This window comes from Kutzneria viridogrisea DSM 43870, from assembly GCF_000525635.1.
Lineage (GTDB): Bacteria > Actinomycetota > Actinomycetes > Mycobacteriales > Pseudonocardiaceae > Kutzneria > Kutzneria viridogrisea.
The window spans coordinates 518,517-538,459 of record NZ_CP007155.1 but is presented as its reverse complement, the minus strand read 5'-3'; the positions used below and the strand labels follow the sequence as shown (position 1 = coordinate 538,459).

The 19,943-nt window shown below is 72.4% G+C and carries 23 protein-coding genes and 2 riboswitches; of the genes, 11 read left to right on the top strand and 12 right to left on the bottom strand.

All coding sequences use genetic code 11. From position 1 onward, the window contains the following. Positions 1 to 27: 27 nt before the first annotated feature. The gene (locus KALB_RS02625; RefSeq protein ID WP_025354172.1) at positions 28 to 1,221 is read right to left on the bottom strand and encodes a serine/threonine-protein kinase; all 1,194 of its coding nucleotides are present in this window, start codon (positions 1,219 to 1,221) and stop codon (positions 28 to 30) included. Positions 1,222 to 1,350: 129 nt separating this feature from the next. Continuing rightward, complete coding sequence (locus tag KALB_RS02620) at positions 1,351 to 1,554, bottom strand: cold-shock protein (protein ID WP_025354171.1); 204 nt, start codon at positions 1,552 to 1,554, stop codon at positions 1,351 to 1,353. 239 nt (positions 1,555 to 1,793) lie between these two features. Between KALB_RS02620 and moeA the strand changes: the two genes are divergently transcribed. From moeA to KALB_RS02595, 5 genes are all read left to right on the top strand, one after another. Beyond that, entirely contained in the window at positions 1,794 to 2,981 is a 1,188-nt protein-coding gene (moeA, locus tag KALB_RS02615; protein ID WP_025354170.1) for a molybdopterin molybdotransferase MoeA, read from the top strand. Positions 2,982 to 2,990: 9 nt separating this feature from the next. Then, on the top strand, positions 2,991 to 3,263 hold the full coding sequence (locus KALB_RS02610; RefSeq protein ID WP_025354169.1) for a GlsB/YeaQ/YmgE family stress response membrane protein: 273 nt from the start codon (positions 2,991 to 2,993) through the stop codon (positions 3,261 to 3,263). A gap of 81 nt (positions 3,264 to 3,344) precedes the next feature. Beyond that, the gene (locus tag KALB_RS02605; protein ID WP_025354168.1) at positions 3,345 to 4,067 is read left to right on the top strand and encodes a phosphatidylserine decarboxylase; all 723 of its coding nucleotides are present in this window, start codon (positions 3,345 to 3,347) and stop codon (positions 4,065 to 4,067) included. A 61-nt stretch (positions 4,068 to 4,128) separates the two neighbouring features. Beyond that, complete coding sequence (gene pssA / locus KALB_RS02600; protein ID WP_042221570.1) at positions 4,129 to 5,046, top strand: CDP-diacylglycerol--serine O-phosphatidyltransferase; 918 nt, start codon at positions 4,129 to 4,131, stop codon at positions 5,044 to 5,046. A gap of 24 nt (positions 5,047 to 5,070) precedes the next feature. After that, a complete protein-coding gene (locus KALB_RS02595; protein ID WP_025354166.1) occupies positions 5,071 to 7,290 on the top strand; it encodes an AAA family ATPase in 2,220 nt (739 codons plus the stop codon). Between the two features lie 42 nt (positions 7,291 to 7,332). Here the strand turns inward: KALB_RS02595 and KALB_RS02590 are convergent, their stop codons facing one another. Both KALB_RS02590 and KALB_RS02585 read right to left on the bottom strand, forming a co-directional pair. Further along, positions 7,333 to 7,944: a LytR C-terminal domain-containing protein gene (locus KALB_RS02590; protein WP_025354165.1), complete on the bottom strand. Its 612-nt coding sequence runs from the start codon at positions 7,942 to 7,944 to the stop codon at positions 7,333 to 7,335. Then, on the bottom strand, positions 7,941 to 8,237 hold the full coding sequence (locus KALB_RS02585; RefSeq protein WP_025354164.1) for a DUF3263 domain-containing protein: 297 nt from the start codon (positions 8,235 to 8,237) through the stop codon (positions 7,941 to 7,943). The genes KALB_RS02590 and KALB_RS02585 overlap by 4 nt, the downstream gene beginning before the upstream one ends. Before the next feature lie 219 nt (positions 8,238 to 8,456). On the opposite strand from KALB_RS02585, the gene KALB_RS02580 reads away from it, so the two are divergent. Further along, positions 8,457 to 9,038: a peptide deformylase gene (locus KALB_RS02580; protein ID WP_025354163.1), complete on the top strand. Its 582-nt coding sequence runs from the start codon at positions 8,457 to 8,459 to the stop codon at positions 9,036 to 9,038. Positions 9,039 to 9,170: 132 nt separating this feature from the next. On the opposite strand, the gene KALB_RS02575 is transcribed toward KALB_RS02580, so the two are convergent. Next, on the bottom strand, positions 9,171 to 9,590 hold the full coding sequence (locus KALB_RS02575; protein WP_025354162.1) for an ACT domain-containing protein: 420 nt from the start codon (positions 9,588 to 9,590) through the stop codon (positions 9,171 to 9,173). A gap of 53 nt (positions 9,591 to 9,643) precedes the next feature. Here KALB_RS02575 and KALB_RS02570 point away from each other — a divergent pair, with 53 nt between their 5' ends. Further along, positions 9,644 to 10,237 (top strand): LysE family translocator, encoded by a 594-nt coding sequence (locus tag KALB_RS02570; protein WP_025354161.1) that lies wholly within the window; start codon positions 9,644 to 9,646, stop codon positions 10,235 to 10,237. Here KALB_RS02570 and KALB_RS46265 read toward each other — a convergent pair. Both KALB_RS46265 and KALB_RS02560 read right to left on the bottom strand, forming a co-directional pair. Continuing rightward, on the bottom strand, positions 10,234 to 10,635 hold the full coding sequence (locus tag KALB_RS46265) for a BP74-related protein (RefSeq protein ID WP_025354160.1): 402 nt from the start codon (positions 10,633 to 10,635) through the stop codon (positions 10,234 to 10,236). The genes KALB_RS02570 and KALB_RS46265 overlap by 4 nt on opposite strands. Positions 10,636 to 10,771: 136 nt before the next feature. After that, complete coding sequence (locus KALB_RS02560) at positions 10,772 to 11,419, bottom strand: hypothetical protein (protein ID WP_030111538.1); 648 nt, start codon at positions 11,417 to 11,419, stop codon at positions 10,772 to 10,774. 84 nt (positions 11,420 to 11,503) lie between these two features. Further along, a riboswitch (TPP riboswitch) is annotated at positions 11,504 to 11,632 on the top strand. Here KALB_RS02560 and thiC point away from each other — a divergent pair. Both thiC and thiD read left to right on the top strand, forming a co-directional pair. Then, positions 11,624 to 13,285, top strand: a complete 1,662-nt coding sequence (gene thiC / locus KALB_RS02555; RefSeq protein ID WP_030111537.1) for a phosphomethylpyrimidine synthase ThiC — start codon at positions 11,624 to 11,626, stop codon at positions 13,283 to 13,285. It overlaps the preceding riboswitch by 9 nt. Next, positions 13,282 to 14,109 (top strand): bifunctional hydroxymethylpyrimidine kinase/phosphomethylpyrimidine kinase, encoded by an 828-nt coding sequence (gene thiD, locus KALB_RS02550; protein WP_025354157.1) that lies wholly within the window; start codon positions 13,282 to 13,284, stop codon positions 14,107 to 14,109. Before thiC ends, thiD begins: the two co-directional genes overlap by 4 nt. Before the next feature lie 110 nt (positions 14,110 to 14,219). Here thiD and KALB_RS02545 read toward each other — a convergent pair whose 3' ends face one another. Beyond that, entirely contained in the window at positions 14,220 to 15,185 is a 966-nt protein-coding gene (locus tag KALB_RS02545; protein ID WP_025354156.1) for an AsnC family transcriptional regulator, read from the bottom strand. An 82-nt stretch (positions 15,186 to 15,267) separates the two neighbouring features. Here KALB_RS02545 and KALB_RS02540 point away from each other — a divergent pair, with 82 nt between their 5' ends. Next, positions 15,268 to 16,476: a carboxylesterase/lipase family protein gene (locus KALB_RS02540; protein ID WP_025354155.1), complete on the top strand. Its 1,209-nt coding sequence runs from the start codon at positions 15,268 to 15,270 to the stop codon at positions 16,474 to 16,476. On the opposite strand, the gene KALB_RS02535 is transcribed toward KALB_RS02540, so the two are convergent. The 4 genes from KALB_RS02535 to thiO form a co-directional block, all read right to left on the bottom strand. Further along, positions 16,473 to 16,907 (bottom strand): MarR family winged helix-turn-helix transcriptional regulator, encoded by a 435-nt coding sequence (locus KALB_RS02535; RefSeq protein WP_025354154.1) that lies wholly within the window; start codon positions 16,905 to 16,907, stop codon positions 16,473 to 16,475. The genes KALB_RS02540 and KALB_RS02535 overlap by 4 nt on opposite strands. Before the next feature lie 116 nt (positions 16,908 to 17,023). Beyond that, positions 17,024 to 17,782, bottom strand: coding sequence for a thiazole synthase (gene thiG / locus KALB_RS02530; RefSeq protein WP_025354153.1), 759 nt, complete (start codon positions 17,780 to 17,782; stop codon positions 17,024 to 17,026). A gap of 2 nt (positions 17,783 to 17,784) precedes the next feature. Next, positions 17,785 to 17,985: a sulfur carrier protein ThiS gene (gene thiS / locus KALB_RS02525; protein ID WP_025354152.1), complete on the bottom strand. Its 201-nt coding sequence runs from the start codon at positions 17,983 to 17,985 to the stop codon at positions 17,785 to 17,787. After that, complete coding sequence (thiO, locus tag KALB_RS02520; protein WP_081789806.1) at positions 17,985 to 19,097, bottom strand: glycine oxidase ThiO; 1,113 nt, start codon at positions 19,095 to 19,097, stop codon at positions 17,985 to 17,987. Before thiO ends, thiS begins: the two co-directional genes overlap by 1 nt. Next, a riboswitch (TPP riboswitch) is annotated at positions 19,098 to 19,207 on the bottom strand. 31 nt (positions 19,208 to 19,238) lie between these two features. On the opposite strand from thiO, the gene thiE reads away from it, so the two are divergent. Continuing rightward, a complete protein-coding gene (gene thiE / locus KALB_RS02515; protein ID WP_025354150.1) occupies positions 19,239 to 19,934 on the top strand; it encodes a thiamine phosphate synthase in 696 nt (231 codons plus the stop codon). Positions 19,935 to 19,943 lie beyond the last annotated feature (9 nt).

Genomic DNA, 19,943 nt, shown 5'->3' with positions numbered 1-19,943 from the left:
GCCGGGGCCGAGTGCAAGAAACGCAGCTCAGTGACCCGCGGTCAACCACACGATCAGGACCACCACGACCACCAGCACCGCCGTGCCCACCAGCACCGGCACCGCCCAGCGCACCGCGCCGGAGCGGTCCTCGCGGAAGGCGGAGGAGCTGACCGGCGCGGGCGGGCGCAGCCGCACCGGCTGGTCGCCGCCCGCCGGGTAGCCGCCGTACCGGCCCTGGTCGCCCTGCTGCTGGTACCCGCCGACCTGGCCCATGCGCACCGGACCGGAGGGCGGGCCCGCGGGCGCGGGCGGGGGCTGGACCGCGCCGGAGTGCACCGGCGAGGCCACCGGCAGCCCGCCGCCGGAGTCGGCGGAGCGCAGCTGCGGCGGGGGCGAGCCCGGCTGGGCCACGGCCACCAGCGCGCTGCGCGCCGCGGCCACCAGCTCGCGGCAGGTGCTGTAGCGCTGGTTGGGGTCCTTGGCCATGCCCTTGCGGATGACCTCGTCGATGCCCGGCGGCAGGGCTACCAGCGCCGTCACCGAGGGCGGCTCGCTGCCCAGGTGGCCCTGGATGACCTCGGAGACCCCGCCCTTGTACGGGGGCCGCCCGGTCAGGCAGGCGAACAGCACACAGGCCAGCGAGTACAGGTCGGTGCGGCCGTCCACCGGCTCACCGCGCAGGTGTTCGGGCGCGGCGTAGGTGGGCGAGCCCAGGAAGTCGCCGCCCCGGGTGCGGTGGCCGGTGGCCCCGCGCCGGGTCAGCCCGAAGTCGGCGAGGTAGACGTGCTCGCCCGCGGACTCCCGGCTGGTGACCAGCATGTTGGCCGGTTTGACGTCCAGGTGCACCAGCCCGCGCCCGGCGAGCATGTCCAGCGCCTCGCCCGCCTGGCTGACCATGATCAGCGCGCGGGAGGGGGACAGCGGGCCGTCGGCGATGAGGCTGGCCAGGTCGGAGCCGTCGACCAGGCGCATGGCGATGTAGAGCAGGCCGTCGAGCTCACCGAAGTCGTAGAGCGGCACGACGTTGGAGTGGTCGATGGCCGCGGTGTTGCGCGCCTCGTCCACGAAGCGCTCGCGGAACTCCGGGTCCTCGGTGAGGTGTTCGGAGATGACCTTGAGCGCGACCTTGCGACCGAGTCTGACATCGGTGGCGCGGTACATGATGGCCATGCCGCCGCGCCCCAGCACCGCATCGATGCGGTAGTGGCCGAGGCGCTTACCGGTCAAGTCGTCCGACACGCCGGGAAGCCTAACGCGCTGCGGATTCGGCCCGCCGCCGGTTGCTGGAAACCGGCCGGGCCGGGCCGCCACGGGCACGCGCGGCGGACCGGCCGTCGAGAATCAGGTGGTGTGACCGACTGTCCGGTGTCAGACCTTGCGGACGTCCGCGGCCTGGCTGCGGCCGTCCCGGCCCGCCTGGACCTCGAACTCAACCCGGTCGCCCTCGGCCAGTGCCCTGAATCCGTCCATCTGGATCGCCGAGTAGTGGACGAACACATCCTGACCACTGTCCTGAGCGATGAATCCGTAACCCTTTTCCGAGTTGAACCACTTGACCGTGCCGACAGCCACGGCGTCCTCCTTGAAGATGTGGCGCACGGCGCCGGAAGCGCCGATTGGATCTCCCGAAACGCTACCGACCTGCTGGCCCCCTGCCATCTGCTTCTCGGGTGCTCTTGCCAGAGCCCGTTTAACCCGCTCGGACGCGCCGACCCGTTGTGCGGCACCAATTCGGCTGACACGAATGGCGGTACCCGCGAAGTGCGGATCCGATAAGGGAGGATGAAGCGGTGGCGAACCCAGCACCGAGGATGATCGGCGTCGACGAACACCTGGCCGCGGTCGTGGAACTGGTCGGCGTGACCCCGGTGGCGGAACTGCCGTTGGCGGACTGCCTTGGCCTGGTCCTGGCGCGGGACCTGGTGTCGGCGATCGCCCTGCCGCCGTTCGACAACTCCGCGATGGACGGCTACGCCGTGCGGGCGGCCGACGTGGCGGACGCGCCGGTGGAGCTGCCGGTGGCCGGGGACATCCCCGCGGGCCGGGTGGACCTGCCCGAGCTGGCGCACGGCACGGCGCTGCGCATCATGACCGGCGCACCGGTGCCGCCGGGCGCGGACGCGGTGGTGCAGGTGGAGCTGACCGACGGGGGCACGGAGCGGGTGCTGGTGCACGGGGACGTGCCCGAGGGGGCGCACATCCGCCGCGCCGGTGAGGACGTGCGGCCGGGCAGCGTGGTGCTGCGCGCTGGCGCCGAGCTGGGTGCCGCCCAGCTCGGGCTGGCCGCGGCGGTCGGCGCCGCCGTGCTGCCGGTGCGCAGGCGGCCCAGGGTGCTGGTGCTGTCCACCGGCTCGGAGCTGGTCGAGCCGGGAACCCCGTTGCTGCACGGGCAGATCTACGAGTCCAACGGGGTCATGCTGGCAGCGGCGGTGACCGCGGCGGGCGCGCTGCCCACGCTGCTGCGGTTCGTGCCCGACGACGTGGCCGCCTTCCACGCGGCACTGGACGAGCATCTGTCCACTGTGGACCTCGTGCTGACCTCGGGCGGGGTGAGCGCGGGGGCCTACGAGGTGGTCAAGGACGCGCTCGCGGGCAACGGGGTGGAGTTCCGCAAGGTGGCCATGCAGCCGGGCATGCCGCAGGGCGCCGGGCGGTACCGGGGTGTGCCGGTGGTCACGCTGCCGGGCAACCCGGTGAGCGCGCAGGTGTCCTTCGAGGTGTTCGTGCGGCCCGCGCTGCGCGCCGCGATGGGTCACCGCAGCCCGGGCCGTCCCCGGCTGAGTGCACGGCTGACCGAGCCGGTGCGCTCGCCCGCGGGCAGGCGGCAGTTCCGCCGCGGGGTGCACGACCCGGTCGCGGGCACCGTGTCCCCGGTGGGCGGCCCCGGCTCGCACCTGCTGGGCGCGCTGGCCCTGGCCGACTGCCTGATCGAGGTGCCGGAGCCGCTGGCCGAGCTGGCCGCGGGCGATCTCGTCACCGTGCTGCCGCTGGCCCCGTAGAGTCGCGTCGTGGGTCTCATCGGATGGATCGTGCTGGGCGCCGTCGTGGGCTGGGCGGCCAACCTCGTTGTCGGCGGGCGGGACCGCCGCCCGCAGGGCTGCATCGTCAGCATCCTGGTCGGCGTCGCCGGGGCCTTCCTCGGCGGCTACCTGTACCAGGCGGTCACCGGCAGGGAGACCGCCTTCACCTGGAGCTTCGAGAGTTTCGGCATCGCGCTGATCGGGGCGATCGTGCTGCTCGCCGTGCTGCGGCTGATCACGGAACTGACCCGTCGCCGCTAGCTCCGCCGCCAGCTCCCGGCGCACGAGCGGTAGCGTGTGGCCGGTTCACTCCCCTACCGAGGATGACGGACAGCCGAGCTGATGAGCGAGAACGCACCCGAGGGCTTCTCCCTGGGCAACTTTGTCGAACTGGCCCGCAAGACGGTGCCGCCGATGCACCCGGGCGGGCGCCCGATCGTGCTCGGCTTCGCGGTGGGCGCGCTGGTGCTGCGCCTGTTGTCCCGTCGCCTCGGCGCGCTCGGGTTCCTGGCCACGGCCTGGTGTGCGTGGTTCTTCCGCGAGCCCAAGCGGGTCACGCCGACCCGTCCGGGCATCGCCGTGGCACCCGCCGACGGCACGATCGCGCACGTGGAGCAGGCGCTGCCGCCCGCCGAACTGGGCCTGCCCGCCCGGCCGATGCTGCGGATCAGCGCCTTCCTGAACATCTTCGACGTGCACGTGCAGCGCACGCCCGCGCAGGGTGAGGTGCGCCAGGTCTCCTACCGGCCGGGCAAGTTCCTGTCGGCCGACCTGGACAAGGCCAGCGAGGACAACGAGCGCAACACCGTGGTGCTGCACACCCCGGACGGCCACGACCTGGTCGTGGTGCAGATCGCCGGGCTGATCGCGCGCCGGATCGTCTGCACCGCAACCGAGGGCGACAAGGTCGCGGCGGGCCAGACCTACGGGCTGATCCGCTTCGGCTCCCGGGTGGACCTGTACGTGCCGATGGGCAGCCGGGTGCTGGTCGAGCCCGGCCAGCGCACCATCGGCGGCGAGACCGTGCTCGCCGAACTGCCGCCGCTGACCGGCCGCGAGGGCTGAGCCGGTGGTACCGACCGGGCCCGGGGTGCGGCTGCTGCCCAACGCCATCACCGTGCTGGCGATGTGCTCCGGCCTGACCGCCGTGCAGTTCGCGCTGACCGGGCACTACGAGTGGGCGGTGTACGCCATCGGCGCCGCCGCGATCCTGGACAGCCTGGACGGGCGGCTGGCCCGGTTGCTCGACGCCACCAGCAAGATGGGCGCCGAGCTGGACTCGCTGGCCGACGCCGTGTCCTTCGGCGTGGCCCCCGCGCTGATCCTGTTCGTGTGGAACCGCGGCAGCAACAACGTGGTCTGGGTGGTGTCGCTGATCTTCGCGGCCTGCATGGTGCTGCGGCTGGCCCGGTTCAACACCCTGCTGGAGGACACCGAGAAGCCGCCGTTCACCAAGGAGTTCTTCGTCGGCGTGCCCGCGCCGCCCGGGGCGCTGCTGGCGCTGCTGCCGCTGATGGTCTCGCTGGAGGCGGGCGAGGGCTGGTGGACCTCCCAGGTGCTTGTCTCCCTGTGGACGATCTTCGTGGCCGCGCTGATGATCAGCCGGGTGCCCACGCTCTCGCTGAAGACGATCAAGGTCTCGCCCCGGCTGGTGGCACCGCTGCTGGTGGGTGTGGTGCTGCTGGCGGCCACCGTGCTGCTGTACCCGCTGATCGCGCTGGCCGTGGCGATGCTGGTCTACCTCGCGCACATCCCGTACGCGGTGTACCGCTACCGCTGGCTGGCCCAGCACCCGGAGGCGTGGACCGTGCCCGCGCGGGAGCGCAGGGCGATCCGCCGCGCGGGCAGTGCCGCGCGCCGGTTCGGGCTGCGCCCGCCGCTACAGCGCCGGGTGGCCGGCGCGGCCAGCCGGATGCGCGGGGTTCGGCTGCCCCGGCGCAACGGTGAGCCCTGGCTCAACGGCAGCCGCCGCTCCGAGTCCGAGGACGGGGAACCCCGCAGGGGCTGGCGCCAGCTGGGGCTGCGGCGAAACCAGGACCGCTAGCCCGGCGGCCCGTAGGCTGGCCGCGTGATCACGTTGACCGCGCGGCTCTCACCGTCCGCACTGGACACCCGGCGTGGTGTCGTCCGCCTGCACCCCGAGGTGCTCGACGCGCTGGGCCTGCGGGCCTGGGACGCGGTGCGGCTGACCGGGGCCCGGGTCAGCGCGGCCCTGGCCGCCGCGGGCAGCCAGGACGCCGCGCACGGGGTGGTCCTGGTCGACGACGTCACCCTGTCCAACCTCGGGGTGGTCGAGGGCGCCGAGGTGGTGATCGCCCCGGTCGAGGTGGTGCACGCACGTTCGGTCACCGTGTCCGGCTCGCGGTTGGCCGCGGCCTCGGTGCCGCCGGACACCCTGCGGCTGGCGCTGACCGGCAAGGTGCTCACCGTGGGCGACGCGGTGTCCCTGCTGCCGCAGGACCTGGCCCCGCCGCCCGGTTCGGACGTCACCGAGGCCCGGCGCAGGCTGTCCGCGGCCATCGGCATGACCTGGACCAACGAGCTGCTCACCGTGACCGGGACGGTTCCGGCGAGCCCGGTCGCGGTGGGCCCGAGCACGGTGCTGACCTGGCGCGGCGCGGCGAGCCCCGAGCCGGAGGTCGAGTACGCCGAGCTGGTCCTCGACGCCGAGATCGTGCCCGATCCCGTGCTGGAACGGCCCGCGCTGCCCGCGGCCTCCCCCGTGCCGATCGCCGACCTGGTGGGCAACCAGGACAGCGCGCAGTTGCTGTCCGAGTGGCTCACGCTCACCTTCCGCCGCCCGGAGTTGCTGGCGCAGTTGGGGGCTGTGCCGCAGCTGGGCGTGCTGGTCAGCGGCCCGGAGGGGGTGGGTAAAAGCACGCTCGTTCGTTCAGTCGCGCACTCCGTGGACGCCGAGGTCGTGGAGCTGGCCGCGCCGAGTGTCGCGGTGCTGGAGGCGAATGCCGCCGCGAAGCGGATCGCCGAGGCTGTCGCCGCCAAACAAGGTGAACGACCGTTCGTACTCCTGCTGACCGATGTGGACGCCCTGCTGCCGTCGAGCAGCCCGCCACCGGTGGCCACGGTGGTGCTGGACACGCTGCGCGCCGCCGTGCGCCAGCCCGGGTTCGCGCTCGTCGTGACCAGCGCCCACCCCGAGGCCGTGGACCCGCGACTGCGCACCCCGGACCTGATCGACCGTTCGCTCTCCTTGCCGCTGCCGGACGGCAAGGCACGGGTCGAGCTGCTGCGCGTGCTGCTGCGTGAGGTGCCGCTGGAGTCCGATGTGGACCTGGGCGCTGTCGCCGATCGCACACCTGGCTTCGTGGCCGCGGATCTGGCCGCGCTGCGCCGTGAGGCCGCGGTGCGCGCGGCGATGCGCCACCGCGCCGTGGACCAGGTGCTGCGGGTGGGTCAGCAGGACCTGCTCGGTGCGCTGGAGACCGTGCGCCCGATCTCGATGTCCACTTCGGACAGTCTGCGCACCGGAGGGCTGTCCCTTGAGGACGTCGGGGACATGGCGGAGGTCAAGCAGGCGCTGATCGAGGCCGTGCTGTGGCCGTTGCAGTACCCGGATTCGTTCGCACGACTGGGAGTTCAGCCGCCCAGGGGGGTGCTGCTGTACGGCCCGCCCGGCTGCGGCAAGACCTTCCTGGTGCGGGCGCTGGCGGGCAGTGGCCGGCTGAACGTGTTGTCGGTCAAGGGCGCCGAGCTGATGGACAAGTTCGTCGGCGAGTCCGAGCGCGCGGTGCGCGAGCTGTTCCGCCGTGCCGCGGAGGCCTCGCCGACCCTGGTGTTCCTGGACGAGGTGGACGCGCTGGCCCCTCGCCGAGGGCAGTCCTCGGACTCGGGCGTCGCCGACCGGGTGGTGGCGGCGCTGCTGACCGAGCTGGACGGTGTGGAGCCGCTGCGGGACGTGGTGGTGGTCGGTGCGACGAACCGGCCCGAACTGGTGGACCCTGCGCTGCTGCGGCCCGGTCGGCTGGAGCGGGTCGTGTACGTGCCGCCGCCGGACACCGAGGCGCGCGCGGAGATCCTGCGTTCGGCCTCGCGCAAGACCCCGTTGGCCCAGGACGTGGACCTGGCCGCGCTGGCCGCCGAGCTGGAGGGCTATTCGGCCGCGGACTGCGCCGCGCTGGTCAGGGAGGCGGCGCTGACCGCGATGCGCGAGTCGCTGGAGGCCGCCGAGGTCACCGGCCAGCACCTGGCGCAGGCCCGCGCGGCGGTGCGGCCCTCGCTGGACCCGGCCCAGCTGGCCGCGCTGGAGGCGTACGCCGATTCCAGGCGGTGAAACACGAAGGCCCGCGACCGGGTGGTCGCGGGCCTGGCGGGCTCAGCTCTTGCCGGGTGGGCCCTGGTAGTCGTTGGTGAGGATGACGATGACCCCGGGGTCGGCGGCCTGGATGCCGTCGAAGCGCGGCTCCACGTGCAGCTGGAAGCGCTGGGCCAGGACCTTGGCCGCGTTCTCCTCGTCGGTGCCCGGCCGGTAGTAGACCGTGGTCCTCGGGATGATGCCCTGCGAGTAGTTGCCCGAGGCGGTGACGTTCCAGCCGTTCTGCTTGAGCTCCTCGGCGGCCTTGGCGGCCAGGTTCTTGATGGTGCTGTTGTTGTAGACCCGCACCGGCACCGAGGGGGTCTGCTGGCCACCGCCGTTGTCCGGCGGCGGGGGCGGCGCCTGGGTGGTGGTCGTGGTGGGCGGCGGCGCGCTGGTCGTCGTCGCGGGCGGCGCGGAGCTGCTCTGGCTCGTCGGCGCGGGCGCGGCGCTGCTGGTCGCGGCGGGCGGTGTGGTGGTGGTGGTGGTGGTGCCCGCGGCGTCGCTGCTGGAGTTGTTGCTCACGATGAGTGAGACCACGCCCATGACCAGTGCGATGGCGGCCACACCGAGCAATGCGAAACCCGCGATGCGCGCGGGACGTGCCGGGCTTCCCGGTTCCATGGAGCTCATCGCGGTTCGATGCCCAGTCGGCGGGCCGCGCGGACGCGCTGTCTGCCCGCGCGCAGCCGGCGCAGCCTCTTGACCAGCATGGGATCGGCCCGCATCGCCTCGTGCTTCTCGATCAGCCCGTTGAGCAGCTGGTAGTAACGGGTGGACGACATGTCGAACAGTTCCTTGATGGCCTGCTCCTTGGCACCTGCGTACTTCCACCACTGACGCTCGAACGCCAGGATCGCGCGCTCACGAGTGGTCAGGCCGTCGTCCGGCTCGCCTGCCGGTACCAGGGCCTTTGCGGCGTCCATCTGGTTCCTCGCCCCTCACGGTCGCGGATCCCTGCGGTCGCAGGAATCACAGCCGTGTGATTCCCAGCGGCCATTACATCACGTGATCACCTCGGCGCGGTGGCCCGCGCACCGGCGCGTCACGGGGACACACCGGTCGTGCGGGGCCGCGCGCATGGCGCCAGACCTTACCGAGTACCCCTGACAATGATCTTCCAGACCTGCCCATAGGGTCGGGACATGGCGATTCACCCGATCCGCGTCGTCGGCGACCCCGTACTGCACAACCCGACGCGCCTGGTTGAGGACTTCGACGAGGCCCTGCGCACCCTGGTCGAGGACATGAAGGAGACGATGGCCGCGGCCAACGGGGTGGGGCTCGCGGCCAACCAGATCGGCGTGGACCTGCGGGTTTTCGTCTACGACTGCCCCGACGACGAGGGCGTGCGGCACCAGGGCGTCGTGGTGAACCCGGTGCTGGAGACCTCCGAGCGCCCCGAGACCATGCCCGACCCGGAGGACGACTTCGAGGGCTGCCTGTCGGTGCCCGGCGAGTCCTACCCGACCGGGCGGGCGCAGTGGGCCAAGGTCACCGGCTTCGACGAGCACGGCAAGCCACTGGAGGTCGAGGGCACCGGCTTCTTCGCGCGCTGCCTGCAGCACGAGACCGACCACCTGGACGGCTTCCTGTACCTGAACCGCCTGGTGGGCCGGTACGCCAAGGAGTCCAAGCGCATGCTCAAGCGCAACGGCTGGGGCGTGCCCGGGCTGTCCTGGGACCCGGCGACCTCGGAGGACCCGTTCGCCGAGGACGAGGACTGAGCTGTCCACAGGCGGCGAGTTGTCCACACGTGGATCTTGAGCAAGATCAACTGTCGGGGGTGGGCGGTAGACTGGTGCCGGGGACGCCCCCCCAGGGAGCGGCGGGGGACGTTCATGAGTAGGACGACTCGCTCAGCCTGACTCCGTCGACGGCGTGTGCGAGGCCGACAGGGCGTCGAGGGCGGCGAGCGCCTCGGCGGCCCGGTCGGCGGGCACGAACAGGTGGTCGTGGTGGTAGCCGGCGACCACGTTGCAGCTGATCCCGTGCTCGGCGAGGCGCCCGCTGACGGCGTGGGTGAGGCCGACGGCGTCCAGGGCGGAGTGCACGCGCAGGGTGAGCCAGGCGGCGAGGTAGTCGTACCGGAGCCCGGCGGCGTCGGCCTGCTCGCGGCGCACCACCACGGTGAGCCCCTCCGGCTCGGTGACCGTCACGACGGGCCGCAACGCGGTCAGGTCGAGGCCCTCGGGGGCCACGGCGAACACGTAGTCGCCGGGCTGCTGATAGGCCCGCATCGAGGCAAGCAGGACGGCCAGGTCACGTTCGCCACTCATGGCACCAGGCTAATTCGGTTGGCGGGCAAGGCCGATCAGCCCACCATGTGGCGATGTTCGCCAACCTGTTCGCGCTGATCATCGCGTCCCTGCTGCTGGCCATGGTGCCCGGCGCCGGCACGGCGGTACTGCTGCGACAGTCCGTGCTGAACGGGCAGCGCGCGGGTCTGGCCACGTTGGCGGGCATGGAACTGGGCGTGCTGTTCTGGGCGCTGGCCGCGGCCTTCGGGCTGTCCGCCCTGCTGGTGGCCTCGCAGCTCGCCTACGAGGTGCTGCGCGTGGTCGGCGTGCTGGTGCTGTTCTGGTTGGGCGTGCGCGCCCTGCTGGCCAAACCCACCGAGCCTCCGACGAAACCGTTGCGGCACAACGGGTTCCTCAGCGGAGCGCTGGTCAACACGCTGAACCCGAAGATCGGCGTGTTCGCGATCTCGTTCCTGCCGCAGTTCTCCGGGCCGGGCCAGCTGCCGCTCGTGGCCTGCGCGGTGGTGTGGGTCCTGGTGGACACGGTCTGGTACCTGGCGGTGATCGCGCTGATCGGCCAGCTCGGCCGGTGGCTGCGCCAGGCGCGGGTGCGCCAGCGCCTGGAGCAGCTCACCGGCTTCGTGCTGATCGGACTCGGCGTCCGATTGGCGTTGCAGTCCCGTTAGCTGACCGGCTGCACGGACAGCACGGTGCTGGTCCACGGGCAGAACCGGTCACCGGTGATGGTGTGCGTGTCCACGTCCACGACCCGGCCGTCGCACACCTCGGTGGTGACGTCGGCCCAGGCGAAGTCGGCCGGGTCGATGGACCACTTGTGCCCGGTGTTCACGTCGGTCTGGCCGTAGACGATCTTGCCGTTCGGGATGCGCGGGACGTCGGTGCGGTGCGCCAGCAGGGCGCGGGCGTTGTCGATGTCGGCCTGGCGGACCAGCTTGACCTTGTAGGTGGCGCCGTCGGAGTCGGCGATGGTCACCACCTGCGGGGTGGTGGTAGCGGCGGCGGCCGGGGCGGCCGCGAGCACGGCGGCGGTCGCGGCGGTCAGCACAGCTGCGGTGAAGCGCATGGTGTTCTTCCTCGTTCCCCAGTGGTTACGAACACCAAATACGGTACTTTCGTCCCAGAAAATATCAAGGTAAGAACGGGCAGAAGCCGGACGTTTATAGGGTGATGGGCGGGTTTAGCGCCAGGTTGTTCGGCGATCAGGAGATGCGGCGCCAGGGAACACCGGGCAGGCCCGCCATCTCCTCCAGCGAGCGGCAGCGCACGAGCTCCTCGTCGCGCTCGGCGAGCACGAAGGCCCGGATCCGCTGCGCCTGGCCGCTGGTCGGCAGCTCGCCGACCAGCAGGAACGGCAGGGACAGCCGCCAGCCCCGCAGCACGGTGTCGCGCTGGCGGTGCGGGGCGCGCAGCACCGCACGGGCCACCCGCAGCGCGTGCTCGTTGCCGGTCATCCGTGTCGGGAAGCCCATGTGGTCCCACGCCCAGCGGCCCTCGTCGGCGACCTTGCAGCGCAGGCAGGACAGCGGCCCGGCGCCCAGTTCCGCGCCGCACGCGGAGCAGCGCAACAGGGTCATCGCCCAGTCGGTGCAGGTCCACGGGTGCCTGCCGACCTCGTCGGCCAGCAGCAGCTCGGCCAACTCCCGCTCCTCGGTGCCGCCGGGGGCCACCGACTTGGCCGCCAGCAGGGCCCGCCAGTCCGCCGCCCAGAACTGGTCGACCAGCTCAGCGCACACCGGACAGCTCGGGTAACCGCGTCCGGCGAGCTCGCCGCACGCGGGGCAGGGCTTCGCGCTGGCTGGGCGCACGGCCCGCCGCGCGCCCGGTGGAAACGGTTGATCGGCGGGCACGCCCCAGAAGGTACGCCGTGATCGTCTCGGGCACGCACGCTGGCATCAACGGGCAGCAGTCGCTAGCCTCGGGACCCGACAACTTCACATCACCGCGGGAGCTCGCGCCACAGCGGGCTGAGAGGGCGGCTGGAGTCGATCACGACCCGGTGCCGCCGACCGCCTGAACCTGTACTGGGTAATGCCAGCGTAGGGAGGATCTCGATGACATCGCAGAAGACTGCCCTGGACAGCCACGTCCGGCCCACTGTGACCACCGGCCCGATCTCCGGCTCGCACAAGGTCTACCTCGAAGGACCGGACGGCCTGCGCGTGCCGCAGCGCCGGGTGGAGCTGAGCAACGGCGAGCACCTGGACCTCTACGACACCTCCGGGCCCTACACCGACGAGTCGGCGACCATCGACGTCCACAGTGGACTCGAACCGCTGCGGGCGGGCTGGGTTGCCGAGCGCGAGCCGGTCAACGGGGCGGTGACCCAGCTGGCCTACGCCAAGGCGGGGATCATCACCAAGGAGATGGCGTTCTGCGCGCTGCGCGAGGGCGTGGACGCGGAGCTCGTGCGCCGCGAGGTGGAGATCGGGCGCGCGGTGATCCCGGTCAACCGCTGCCACCCGGAGTCCGAGCCGGCGATCATCGGCAAGAAGTTCCTTGTCAAGATCAACGCCAACATGGGCAACTCGGCGGTGACCTCCTCCATCGAGGAGGAGGTGGACAAGATGGTGTGGGCCGCCCGCTGGGGTGCCGACACGATCATGGACCTGTCCACCGGCAAGCGGATCCACGAGACCCGCGAGTGGATCATGCGCAACTCCCCGGTCCCGGTCGGCACGGTGCCGATCTACCAGGCACTGGAGAAGGTCAACGGGGACCCGACGAAGCTGTCCTGGGAGGTCTACCGGGACACCATCGTGGAGCAGTGCGAGCAGGGCGTGGACTACATGACCGTGCACGCGGGCGTGCTGCTGCGCTACGTGCCGCTGACCGCCAAGCGGGTCACCGGCATCGTGTCCCGGGGCGGCTCGATCATGGCCGCGTGGTGCCTGGCCCACCACCAGGAGAACTTCCTCTACACCAACTACGACGAGCTGTGCGAGATCCTACGCCGCTACGACGTGACCTTCTCGCTGGGTGACGGGCTGCGGCCGGGCTCCATCGCCGACGCCAACGACGAAGCGCAGTTCGCCGAGCTGCGCACGCTGGGCGAGCTGACGCACCGGGCCCGCGCCCTGGACGTGCAGGTGATGATCGAGGGTCCCGGCCACGTGCCGATGCACAAGATCGTGGAGAACGTGCGGCTGGAGGAGGAGCTCTGCGGGGAGGCGCCCTTCTACACGCTGGGCCCGCTGGCCACCGACATCGCCCCGGCCTACGACCACATCACCTCGGCCATCGGGGCGGCGCAGATCGCCTGGGCGGGCACCGCGATGCTCTGCTACGTCACGCCCAAGGAACACCTTGGCCTGCCCAACCGGGACGACGTGAAGACCGGCGTGATCACGTACAAGATCGCGGCGCACTCGGCGGACCTGGCCAAGGGCCACCCCAAGGCGCAGGAGCGGGACGACGCGCTGTCCCAGGCCAGGTTCGAGTTCCGCTGGAACGACCAGTTCAACCTGTCGCTGGACCCGGACACCGCGCGGTCCTTCCACGACGAGACCCTGCCCGCCGAACCGGCCAAGACCGCGCACTTCTGTTCCATGTGCGGGCCCAAGTTCTGTTCCATGAAGATCACTCAGGACGTGCGCAAGTACGCTGAGGAGCACAACCTGACGTCAGTGGAAGCGATCGAGGCTGGGATGGCGGAGATGTCCGAGGAGTTCGCGGCGCAAGGCAGGCAGGTCTACCTCCCGGTTGTCGAGGCATGAGCTCGACACCGCCGCGCGCGCTGACCATCGCCGGGACCGACTCCGGCGGTGGCGCGGGCATGCACGCCGACTGCAGGACCTTCTTCAGCTGCGGGGTGCACGCCACCACGGCGGTGACCGCGGTGACCGTGCAGAACTCCTTGGGGGTGACCGGTTTCACCGAGATCCCGCCCGAGGTGGTCGCCGCGCAGATCAGGGCCGTGGTCACCGACATCGGGGTGGGCGCGGCCAAGACCGGCATGCTCGCCTCGGCCGGGATCATCTCGGCCATCGCCGGGGCCTGCGACGAGGTCGGCATCGGACGCGGGCGGGAGATCCCGTTCGTGGTGGACCCGGTGTCGGCCTCGATGCACGGTGACCAGCTGCTGCACGACGACGCACTGGACGGCCTGCGCGGGGAACTGTTCCCGCGGGCCAGCCTCGTCACGCCGAACCTGGACGAGGTGCGGCTGCTCACCGGGATCGAGGTGACCTCGCGGGCGGGCATGCTCGACGCCGCCAAGGCCATGTACGAGCTGGGGCCGCAGTGGGTGCTGATCAAGGGCGGGCACCTGGCCAGCGACCCGGACTGCATGGACCTGCTCTACGACGGGGCCGACGTGGTCGAACTGCCCGGTCCCCGCTTCGACACCCGGCACACCCACGGCGGCGGGGACACGCTCGCCTCCGCCATCACCTCGGCCCTGGCCAAGGGCGCGGACATGCCCGAGGCCGTGGCCTTCGGCAAGCGCTTCGTGGTGCGCGCCGTGGAGGCGGCCTACCCGCTCGGCGGCGGGGTCGGCCCGGTGTCGAACTTCTGGCGCCTGTCCGCGGACCCGATCTGACTGTCAGACCCACCCCGTAGCCTCGATGTCGGGGGGTTCGGGCTCCCCCAGGGGGAGGAACGAGGTCCCCCGGTTCAACGTTATGCCGGGGGTCTGACAGGCCGGGATGATCAGTGGGTGCCGGAGCCGCTGCGCTTGAGCACGTGCATGATCGGTGTGGTCTCCAGGTGGGTGACCTCGGCCTGCTCGCCGACGAACTCGGTGAGCAGGCGGTACAGCTCGGCCAGGTCCCGGCAGTAGACGGAGACGAACAGGGTGCAGGGGCCGCTGGTGGCCATCACCAGGCGGGTCGCGGGGTGCCGGGACAGCAGCAGGCCGACCCGGTCGATGGCGGCGGGCGGCACGGACAGCCAGAGGTTGGCCTCCACCTGGTAGCCGAGCAGGGCGATGTCCACCTCGGTGGCGATGCGCAGGGCACCGCGGCGGGCGATGCGGGCCACCCGGCGGCGCACGGTGGACTCCGAGGTGCCGACGAGCCTGGCCAGGTCGGGGTAGCCGAGCCTGCCGTCCCGGGAGAGTGCCTCGATGACGGCCAGTTCCACCGGGTCGGAAACCTGTTCGAAGGCGGCGGGCACCAGGCCGTGCGGGCGCAGCGCGGTGACCTCCTCGTCGGTGAGCACGTCGGCGTGCCACCACAGGGACTCCAGGAAGACCCGCAGCACGGTGTACACCGACCAGGACCGCACGGACTTGCTGGCGGGCAGGTACTTGAGCAGGAAGGCCCTGCGCCGCTCGGCCCCGGCCATGAACATGATCGCGACGACCTCGTCCCCGCCGTCGAGCACGCTGGCCTCCAGGCAGTCCTCGCGCCTGGCCAGTGCCTCGGCCAGCGCGAGCACGTGCCCGGGGCGGCAGCGCACGCGCAGCACGAGCGGGGTCACCTCGGGCATGGCGAAGGGGTTGCGCACGGCGCGGACCTTCACGGCCCCGGAGCCCAGCAGCGGGTTGAGCCGCCGGGCCACGGTGCGCTCGGACACCCGCAGCACCTCGCCGAGCTGCTCCCAGCTGGCCCTGCCGTTCACCTGAAGTGCGGCGACCAGGCGCACGTCCAGCGGGCTGAGTGCGGTTTCCGTCATTTCAGCCTCCCCCGTGCCCTGAATCCGCCAGATCCCCTCTGTTCACTGTAGGCGCTCGCGGGACCCGAGTAGGTCTTGAGCGATGGAGACGACAATCAGCTCAGGAACCCTGCGGGGCAGCGAACAGGACGGGGTCGCGGTCTTCCGGGCGGTGCCCTACGCCACGGCGGAGCGGTTCCACGCACCCGAACCGGTGCGGCCCTGGCCGGGCGTGCGGGACGCGACCAGGCCCGGCGCGGCGGCACCTCAGGCGATCGGCGGCCCACCGGTGGTCCCGGCCTGGCCCGACCCCGTGTTCGACGAGGCGCAGTGCCTGAACCTCAGCGTGTACCGGCCGACCGCGCCCGGCGGCCCGCGCCCCGTGCTGCTCTGGATCCACGGCGGCGGCTTCCTCACCGGCAGCGCGAACCTGCCCTGCTACGACGCGACGGAACTGGCCCGCGCCGGGGACATCGTGGTGGTGACGATCAACTACCGGCTCGGCGCACTGGGCTACCTCGACGTCAGCGGGGGCAACTTCGGGCTGCTGGACCAGATCGCGGCGCTGCGCTGGGTGCACGAGAACATCGCGGAGTTCGGCGGGGACCCGGGGGCGATCACGGTCGGCGGCCAGTCGGCGGGCGCCATGTCCACACACCTGTTGATGGCCAACGAGGACAGCGCGCCGCTGTTCCACAGGGTGTTCCTGCAGAGCGCGCCATTGGGCTTGCTGCCGGCCACGGCGGAGCAGGCCGCGCTGAGTACGCAGTGGCTGACCGAGGCGCTCGGCGAGGACCCGGGCACCGCGCCGTGGCAGCGCATCGCGGAGGTGCAGACCACCCTGCGCGGCGTCGCGATGGTGCCGCCGCCGTTCATCCCGGTGCTGGGCGGCAACGGCCTGCCCAAGCTGCCGGAGGAGGTGGACCTGAGCCGGTTCCAGGTGATGATCGGCACGACCGCGGACGAGCACACCTTCTTCGGCGGGCCGCGCGGGGACTCACCACTGTTCGAGCCTGGCAAGCTCGCGCTGGCGCAGCGCCAGACCGAGGCGGGTTCCCCGGCGTACGTGTACAAGTTCGACTGGGCGGGCGCCGCGCCGTGGTACGCCACGCACTGCGTCGACCTGCCGTTCCTGTTTGGCAACGCGCCGGTCTGGGACACCAGCGCGGCGCTGGCCGGGTCCACTGCGCAGCAGCGGCAGCCGCTGACCGAGCAGTTCCAGCGAGCCGTCAGCGGGTTCGTGCGCACCGGCGACCCCGGCACGGACTGGTCCCCCTACCCGGCCGTGCGGCACTTCAGCCATTCGGCCTAGATGTCCTCGGCGACCAGTTCCTCCAGCGCGGGCACGGCGGCGGCCAGCGCGGCGCGCTGCTCCTCGGTGAGCCGGGCGAGCCTGTTCTGCAACTCGTGCATCCTGGTCGAGCGCACCCCGGAGATGACCCGCTCACCCTCCGGGGTGGCCTTGACCAGGGAGGCCCTGCCGTCCTGCGGGTCGGCCTCGCGCAGCACGTAGCCGGACTCCACCAGCGCGGCGACGATCCGGGACAGGGTGGGCGGGGCCACGCCCTCCCGGTTGGCCAGGTCACCCAGGCGCATCGGCCCGTTGTAGACCAGGGTGGCCAGCGCCGAGATGGAGCCCTGGCCCAGCCCCGGGGAGCCGCTGCGGCGCAGGATGCGGGACAACCGCCCCACGGCCAGGTACAGCCGCGTGGTCTCGTCGACCTCGGCGGCGGTCGTCGGCACCGGCACTTCGCACACTCCTCGGGTAGCGGGACTTCCCACCATGATGACGTGTGCGCGCGGTGCTGAGCACACTGCTCAACCCGAACAGTGGCCCGACTAGGCCAGAGAGGGCAACCTCACGGGACATCCGGGCTGGACGCCTGCGCCCAGAAGCGGCGCGGGATGCGCCCGGCCAGGCGGGCCAGCCGCCCGGCGTCCACCCCGGCGCGCATCGCGGCGGCCATGCGCTCCGGGTCCTGCGCCCGGGTCACGGCGGTGGCCAGCAGCACGGCGGAACAGCCCAGCTCCATGGCCAGCGCGGCGTCGGAGGCCGTGCCGATGCCCGCGTCCAGCACCACCGGCACCGAGGCCCTGGACACGATCAGCTCGATGTTGTGCGGGTTGCGGATGCCCAGGCCGGTGCCGATGGGGCTGCCCAGCGGCATGACCGCGGCACAGCCGACCTGCTCCAGCCGCAGGGCCAGCACCGGGTCGTCGTTGGTGTAGGGCAGCACGGTGAAGCCGTCCTCGACCAGCTGCTCGGCGGCGTCGAGCAGTTCGACCGGGTCGGGCAGCAGGGTCTGCTCGTCGGCGACGACCTCCAGCTTGACCCAGTCGGTGGCCAGGGCCTCGCGGGCCAGCCGCGCGGTCAGCACCGCCTCGGCCGCGGTGCGGCAGCCAGCGGTGTTGGGCAGCGGCTCGATGCCGAGCCTGCGCAACAGGTCCAGCACCCCGGTGCCGCCCGCGGCGTCCATCCGGCGCATGGCCACCGTGGTCAGCTCGGTGCCCGAGGCCACCAGTGCCCGCTCCAGCACGGCCAGGTTGGCCGCACCGCCCGTGCCCATCACCAGCCGCGAGCCGAACTCCCGGCCCGCGATCACCAAGGGGTCGTCCACGCCTAGCCTCCCTGCACCGCGGTGAGCACCTCGACCGCGCACCCGGCGGCCAGCGGGGTCCGCTCCCACCTGGCGCGCGGCACCACCTCGCCGTCCAGCGCCACGGCGACCCCGGTGCGCGGCGCGCCCAGCTCGTCGAGCACGAGGCCGACGGTGGCGGTCTCCGGCAGGTCGCGTTCCACCCCGTTCACCAGGACCAGCATCAACTTCCTCCACAGTAGGCAGTCGCGCGCAGCGGGTCGGCCGCGCGCACCTCGGCGGGTACGTCCCGGCCCGCGAGCAGGTCCAGCACGGACTCTGCGGTGATCGGCGCGAGCAGGATCCCGTTGCGGTGGTGGCCGGTCGCGGCCAGCACCCCGGGTTCCAGCCAGCCCAGCAGCGGCAGGTTGTCCGGGCTGCCGGGGCGCAGGCCCGCCGCGCACTCCAGCACCGCGTACTCGGCGATGCCCGGCACGACCAGTTCCGCGTCGTGCAGCAGGTCCCGCACCCCGCCGACGGTCACCTCGGTGTCGAAGCCCGCCTCGTACTGGGTCGCGCCCAGCACCAGTCCGTTGTCGTTGCGCGGCACCAGGTACACCTGCCTGCCCTGGGCCAGGGCGCGGACCGTGCGGCTCGGCGGCGGCAGCGCCCCCGCTCGCGCCCGCATCCGGATGACCTCGCCCTTGACCGGTCGCACCGAGGCGGCCAGCGCGGGGTGCAGGCCGCCGCTCCACGCCCCGGCCGCCAGCACGGCCACGTCGCAGCCGACGGTGGACCCGTTGGCCAGTTCGACCGCACCGGCCCGCACCGAGGTGGCCGCGACGGCGATCGGTTCTGCCCCACCGGACACGGCGGCGGCCCGCAGTGCCGCGAGCAGCATCCGGTTGTCCACGGCCAAATCGCCCGGCACCGACAGTCCACTTCGGACTGATGTGCCGATGCTGGGCTCCAGCCCGCGCAGTTCCCGTGACCCGAGCCGGTGCGTCTGGCGGCCCAGGCTGGCCAGGTAGTCGGCGAGCTGGGCCAGTTCGGCCCGGTCGGCGCTGTCCACCGCCACGACGAGCGTGCCCTCGGTGCGCAGCCCCGGATCCCGGCCCGCGTCGGCCGCGAGCCGGTCGGCGAACCCGGGCCAGCGGGCGAGCGAGGCGCTGCCCAGTGCCAGCACGTGCTCCTCGCCGGGCCAGGCCTCGGTGACCGGGGCGAGCATGCCGCCCGCGACCCAGGACGCACCGCTGGCCGGTGCCGCGTCGATCAGCACCACCCGGTGGCCCGCGCGCACCGCGGCCCAGGCCACGGACAGACCGATGACGCCGCCACCCACGACGGCAACCCTCATGGACACAACCATCACGCTCCCTGCGCCGGCATGACCCGGATCAGGTTCGACGGTCGGGGCTGGCAAGCCCCCTCTCAGCCCGGTTCCTCCAGGCTCCCGTGCGGACCGGGTTCCACCGTAGCACCTATACAGTCGGCTCCCGTGCCGGGATTTGACGCAGACCAGATCAGGAAGCGGCTCGCCGACGCGCGGCTGTACCTGTGCACCGACGCACGTCGCGAGCGGGGCGACCTCGCCGAGTTCGTGGACGCCGCGCTGGCCGGGGGCGTGGACATCGTGCAGTTGCGCGACAAGGGCGGTGCGGGCCCGTTGGAGGCCCGCCAGGAGTTGGCGGCGCTGGAGGTGCTGGCCGAGGCGTGCGCGCGGCACGGGGCGCTGCTGGCCGTGAACGACCGCGCCGACATCGCGCTGGCCGCGGGCGCGGACGTGCTGCACCTGGGCCAGGACGACATCCCGGTGGCCGTGGCCCGCCGGGTGCTCGGCGAGGACGTGGCCATCGGCCGCTCGACCCACGACCTGGCGCAGGCGCGGGCCGCGGCCGAGGAGCCGGGGGTGGACTACTTCTGCACGGGCCCGTGCTGGCCGACCCCGACCAAGCCGGGCCGTCCCGCGCCGGGTCTGGACCTGGTCCGCCAGGTGGACTCGCGGCGCCCGTGGTTCGCCATCGGCGGGATCGACGCGGACCGGCTGGACGCCGTGCTGGCCGCGGGCGCCACGCGCATCGTCGTGGTGCGGGCCATCACCGAGGCCGAGGACCCGCGCTCCGCCGCCGCCACGCTGGCCGCCCGCCTGCCCCACCCCGGCGAGTCCCGCTCACCGGCGCGCGAGTCCCGCTGAGCCGCGGCC